Origin of the sequence: Xylophilus sp. ASV27 (assembly GCF_016428875.1) — a bacterium.
Lineage (GTDB): Bacteria > Pseudomonadota > Gammaproteobacteria > Burkholderiales > Burkholderiaceae_C > Xylophilus.
This window is the reverse complement of sequence record NZ_JAELTO010000176.1, coordinates 1-4,982: the sequence shown is the minus strand read 5'-3', so window position 1 is coordinate 4,982 and position 4,982 is coordinate 1. Positions and strand designations below refer to the sequence as shown.

Here is a 4,982-nt window from a genome sequence, read left to right as displayed (position 1 = left end):
CGAGAACAGCCAGTCGGCCGCAGCGCTGCCGTCGTCGGCGCCATCGGCGGAGATGGCAATGCCCGCGACGAGGATGCGGCCGTCGGCCGTGCGCCGCACGTCGAGCTCGGGCGCGCCGAGGTAGAGCTGCTCGAAGCCATGGTTCCAGAGCGAGCGCGGCGACAGCGCCACCACTACCTGCGGCAGCCGCAGCGCGGCGCGGCCCTGCGCATCGAGCAGCGCCACGTCGCCGAGCGTGAACGAGGGCACCAGCCCCTCGGAGCGGGCCGAGATCGCGCCGATCTGCACCGGTACCCCGAGCGCCTTGCTGGCCTCTGCCTCGATGCGGGGACGGAAATCGGCGATTCGCGGCACAATCCAGCCGTGCAAAGCCCCCCACGCGGCGAAGAAGCACAGCCACGCGGCCACCAGAAACCAGAACAACCCACCCGTTACGGCCACCCAGATTTTCAGCGCGCGTGAGGGTATCTCGATCGGTTCGTTCATGGTGGGATTGGATGTGGCAGGAATTATGACCCGCAGCCTTGAGGGTGGTTCGATGGCAGAACATGCTGTTTCCGAGGGATCGGACCTGGCCGCGCACGCGCGCTTCGTGCAGCGCCTGCGCCGCCGCTATGGCGAGCTGCTGCCCCTGCTGCCCGCCGGAGCGCCGGTGCGCGGCAGCATGGCCGAGGCCCTGGCGGCCCTGCGCGCGCGCGGGCACGACACCGGCACCGCCCTGCGCATCCTGCGCCAGCTGGTGCTGGAGCGCCTGGCCACGCTCGACTGCGACGCGCGCGCGCCGCTCTCTGTCGTCACCCGGGCCATGACCGAGCTGGCCGAACTCGCGCTGGACGCCGCCTGCACCGAGGCCTTTGCCGAACTCGACGCCCGCCACGGCGCGCCCCTGCTCGCCGACGGCAGCCGCTCACAGCTGTGGGTGGTGGGCATGGGCAAGCTCGGCGGGCGCGAACTCAACGTCTCCAGCGACATCGACCTGGTCTACGTCTACGAGCAGGACGGCGAGACCCGCGGCGACGCCGACGGCCGCGGCCGCATCACCTGCCACGAGTACTTCGCGCGCGCGGTCAAGAGCATCTACGGGCTGATCGGCGACACCACCGAGCACGGCTTCGTGTTTCGCGTGGACCTGATGCTGCGGCCCAACGGCAACTCAGGGCCGCCGGCGGTGTCGCTGGCCGCGCTGGAGGAGTATTTCCTGGTCCAGGGCCGCGAGTGGGAGCGCTTCGCCTGGCTCAAGAGCCGCGTGGTGGCGCCGCGCGCCTGCCTCGGCCCTGGCGTCGAAACCCTGCCGGTGCAGGGCCTGCGCCAGGTGGTGCTGCCCTTCGTGTTCCGCCGCTACCTGGACTACAACGTGTTCGACGCGCTGCGCAGCCTGCACCGGCAGATCCGCGAACAGGCCGCGCGCCGCTGCGCCGGCAAGCCCGAGCGCGCCAACGACGTCAAGCTCTCGCGCGGCGGCATCCGCGAGATCGAGTTCACCGTGCAACTGCTGCAGGTGGTGCGCGGCGGCCAGTTCCCCGAACTGCGCAGCCGCGCCACGCTCGACGCCCTGCCGCGCGTCGCCCAGGCCGGCCTGATGACGCCCGAGACCGCCGAGGCCATGGCCCGCGCCTACACCTTCCTGCGCCAGGTGGAGCACCGCATCCAGTACCTGGACGACCAACAGACCCACATGCTGCCGACCCAGGATGCCGACCTGGACTGGATCGCCCGCAGCATGGGCTACGAGCACGCCTGCCCCTTCCTGCACGACCTGGACGCGCACCGCGAATTCGTCGCGCAGGAATTCGACACCCTGCTCGGCGGCGCCGGCACCTGCGGCAACGGCAACTGCGGCCGCAAGGCCGAGCCGCCGCCCGACATCGAGGCCCTGCTCGCCGCGCTGCCCGAGCGCCTGCGCCAGCGCGTGGCGCAGTGGCGCGAGCACCCGCGCGTGCAGTCGCTGCGCGACGAGGACCGCGCCCGCCTGGTGCGCCTGCTGCAGCGCACCGCGCGCTGGGTCGCCGAGGGCAGCGTGACGGAAGAGGCCGCCTTGCAGATGGCCAACTGGATCGAGCCGCTGCTGCGGCGCCAGAGCTACCTGGCGCTGCTGCTGGAGCGCCCCGCCATCCACCAGCGCCTGCTGCACCTGCTGGGCGCGGCCAGGTGGCCGGCACGCTACCTGCTGCAGCACCCCGGCGTGATCGACGAGCTGGCGAGCGAGGCGCTGTTTTCCGAGCGCTTCCATCCCGCCGACTTCGAGCGCGATCTGCGACAGCGCCTGGCCGCCGTGCGCACCACCGCCGAGGACGACGACGAAACCCTGCTCAACCTGCTGCGCCGCGCCCACCATGCCGAGGTCTTCCGCACGCTGGCGCGCGACGTCGAGGGCCGGCTCACCGTCGAGCAGGTCGCCGACGACCTGAGCGCGCTGGCCGACACCGTGCTGCGCATCACCGCGCGCTGGTGCTGGGAGCGGCTGCGCGGGCGCCACCGCGAGACCGACGACGCGCTGCAGCGCTTCGCCGTCATCGGCTACGGCAAGCTCGGCGGCAAAGAACTGGGCTACGGCAGCGACCTGGACATCGTCTTCGTCTTCGACGACGAGGACGAGCGCGCCCCCGAGGTCTACGCCAACTTCGTGCGCAAGCTGATCAACTGGCTCACCGTCAAGACCGGCGAGGGCGACCTCTACGAGATCGACACCGCGCTGCGCCCCAACGGCAGCTCCGGCCTGCTGGTGACCAGCTTCGCGGCCTTCGCCAACTACCAGCACAAGCGCGGCAGCAACACCGCCTGGACCTGGGAGCACCAGGCCATGACCCGCGCCCGCTGCGTGCTCGGAAGTGACGCGCTGAAGGCCCGCTTCGAGGAAGTGCGCGAGGCCGTCATCACCGCCGAGCGCGACGCCGCCGCGCTGCGCCGCGAGATCGTCGCCATGCGCGACAAGGTGCGCGCCGCGCACCCGGTCAAGGGCGCTCGCTTCGACGTCAAGCACAGCCCCGGCGGCATGGTGGACGTGGAGTTCGCCGTGCAGTACCTGGTGCTCTCCGAATCCGCCCGGCACCCGGCGCTGCGCGAGAACCGCGGCAACATCACCCTGCTGCACCGCGCCGAGGCGGCCGGCCTGCTGCCCCCGGGCGTGGGCGAGCGCGCCGCCGCCGCATACCGCGAGCTGCGCCGCATGCAGCACCAGGCGCGCCTGGACGAAGCGCCCACGCAGGTGGCGCAGGAAAACGCCCAGGAGCCGCGCGCCGCCGTGCTCGCGCTGTGGCATGCGGTATTCGGGTAGGGCCACCGCTGCGGCGGCGGCCTGCGCCGTGGCCGCACTGCTGGCCGGCTGCGCCAGCGGCCCGCGTGGCGGGCGCGACGGCCCCGAGGCCCAGCCGCCGCCCGGCCTGGAGCGCGTGCCCGACGCCGAGCCCCGCATCGAGCCGATCCGCAGCGGCGGCCCGAACAAGCCCTACAGCCTGGCCGGCCGCAGCTACGTGCCGATCCAGGACGACCGGCCGTTCAGCGAAACCGGCCTGGCTTCCTGGTACGGCCGCAAGTTCCACGGCCAGTCCACCGCCAGCGGCGAGCGCTACGACATGTACGCCATGACCGCCGCCCACCCCACGCTGCCGCTGCCCAGCTACGCGCGCGTGCGCAACCCGGCCAACGGGCGCGAGGTGATCGTGCGGGTGAACGACCGCGGCCCGTTCCACGACGGCCGCGTCATCGACCTGAGCTACACCGCCGCCCTCAAGCTCGACCTGCTGCGCGGCGTGGCGCCGGTGGAGGTCACCCGCATCACGCAGCAGGACATCCGCACCGGCGCCTGGCGGCGCGTCAATGAGGGCACCGCGCTGGCGCTGGCGGCGCCGTCCGGGCCGATGGTGGCCGTACCGCTGGCGGCCGTGCAGCCCGTGGTCCAGCCTGCGCCGGCGCCGGCAGAGCCGCAGCCCGTGGCGCAGGACGCCGAGCCCCTGCGCGCCCAGCCGCTGCCGCCGCTGAAGCCAGCCCCAGCGCCGCAGGCCGCCGGCAGCGGCTTCTGGGTCCAACTGGGCGCCTTCGGCCGGCCCGAAGGCGCGCGGCGGTTGCAGCAGCAGGCCGCGCGGGAACTGCAGGCGCTGGCGCCCCTGCTCACGGTGCGCGACGAGGCCGGCCTGCACCGCCTGCAGGCCGGCCCGTTCGGCTCGCGCGAAGCCGCCGCGCGCGCGGCCGCGCAGATCCGCGCCGGCCTGCAGATCACGCCCGTCATCATCGAAAGACCCTAAGGCCACGCTGAACAAGTCCCTCGCGTGTCGCGCATCCCTGCTGTGGGCGGTCTGCGGCGTTGCAAATCCTCGCCATAGCTGCGGCTATGGCTGCGGTTTGCGCCTTGCATCCCATCCCACACCAGGGCGCGCGCCACCGCGCGGACTTATTCAGCGTTGCCCTGAGTGACATGAATGATGACGCCCCGGATGATGAAACACGCCGTGTGAGAGGTGCGCAGCCTTGCCAGGGCACCCGTGGAACTGGCTTTGCCAGGCCACCGGGTGCGCCCCCTTGAGGGGGAAGCGCCGCAGGCGCTTCGGGGGTGTTCCACATTAAGCCCCCTCCTGCACAGCCCCGTCGCGGCGGCCTTCTATGATGCCGGTCTGCCGATGGCGCGATGCCGCTGTCTGCCGCCGGCCTCTTTTCCAGTCCCCTCCCCCGCATGACGCTGCCCCTACGCACTGCCCCGGCCTTGCTGCTGCCCCTGCTGCTCTCCGCCTGCGCCCTGTCGCGCCCGCCCGCGAGCGTGGCCGCGCCCGCGCCGCTGGCCTGGCACGCGCCGCTGCCGCACGGCGGCACGGTCGAGGGGCTGGAGCGCTGGTGGGAGCGGCTGGACGACCCGCTGCTGGTGGAGCTGATCGCCGCCGCCCAGCAGGCCAGCCCGACGCTGGCGCAGGCGCGCTCGCGCCTGCTGCAGGCGCGCGCCACCGCCGCCACCGCGCGCGCCGCGCAACTGCCCCTGTCTCTTATACACATCT

3 protein-coding genes and 1 pseudogene are annotated in these 4,982 nt (G+C 72.8%); 3 read left to right on the top strand and 1 reads right to left on the bottom strand.

Annotated elements, in window-relative coordinates; genetic code table 11:
• Positions 1 to 486 (bottom strand): YhdP family protein (locus JHD63_RS21660; protein WP_445327104.1); only part of this gene is annotated, 486 nt, incomplete at its 3' end.
• 52 nt (positions 487 to 538) lie between these two features.
• Between JHD63_RS21660 and glnE the strand changes: the two genes are divergently transcribed.
• The 3 genes and pseudogenes from glnE to JHD63_RS21645 form a co-directional block, all read left to right on the top strand.
• Positions 539 to 3,274 (top strand): bifunctional [glutamate--ammonia ligase]-adenylyl-L-tyrosine phosphorylase/[glutamate--ammonia-ligase] adenylyltransferase, encoded by a 2,736-nt coding sequence (gene glnE / locus JHD63_RS21655; RefSeq protein WP_198972867.1) that lies wholly within the window; start codon positions 539 to 541, stop codon positions 3,272 to 3,274.
• Entirely contained in the window at positions 3,258 to 4,241 is a 984-nt protein-coding gene (locus JHD63_RS21650; RefSeq protein ID WP_198972866.1) for a septal ring lytic transglycosylase RlpA family protein, read from the top strand. The genes glnE and JHD63_RS21650 overlap by 17 nt, the downstream gene beginning before the upstream one ends.
• Positions 4,242 to 4,666: 425 nt before the next feature.
• Positions 4,667 to 4,982, top strand: a pseudogene (locus JHD63_RS21645) (RND transporter); the annotation flags it as partial.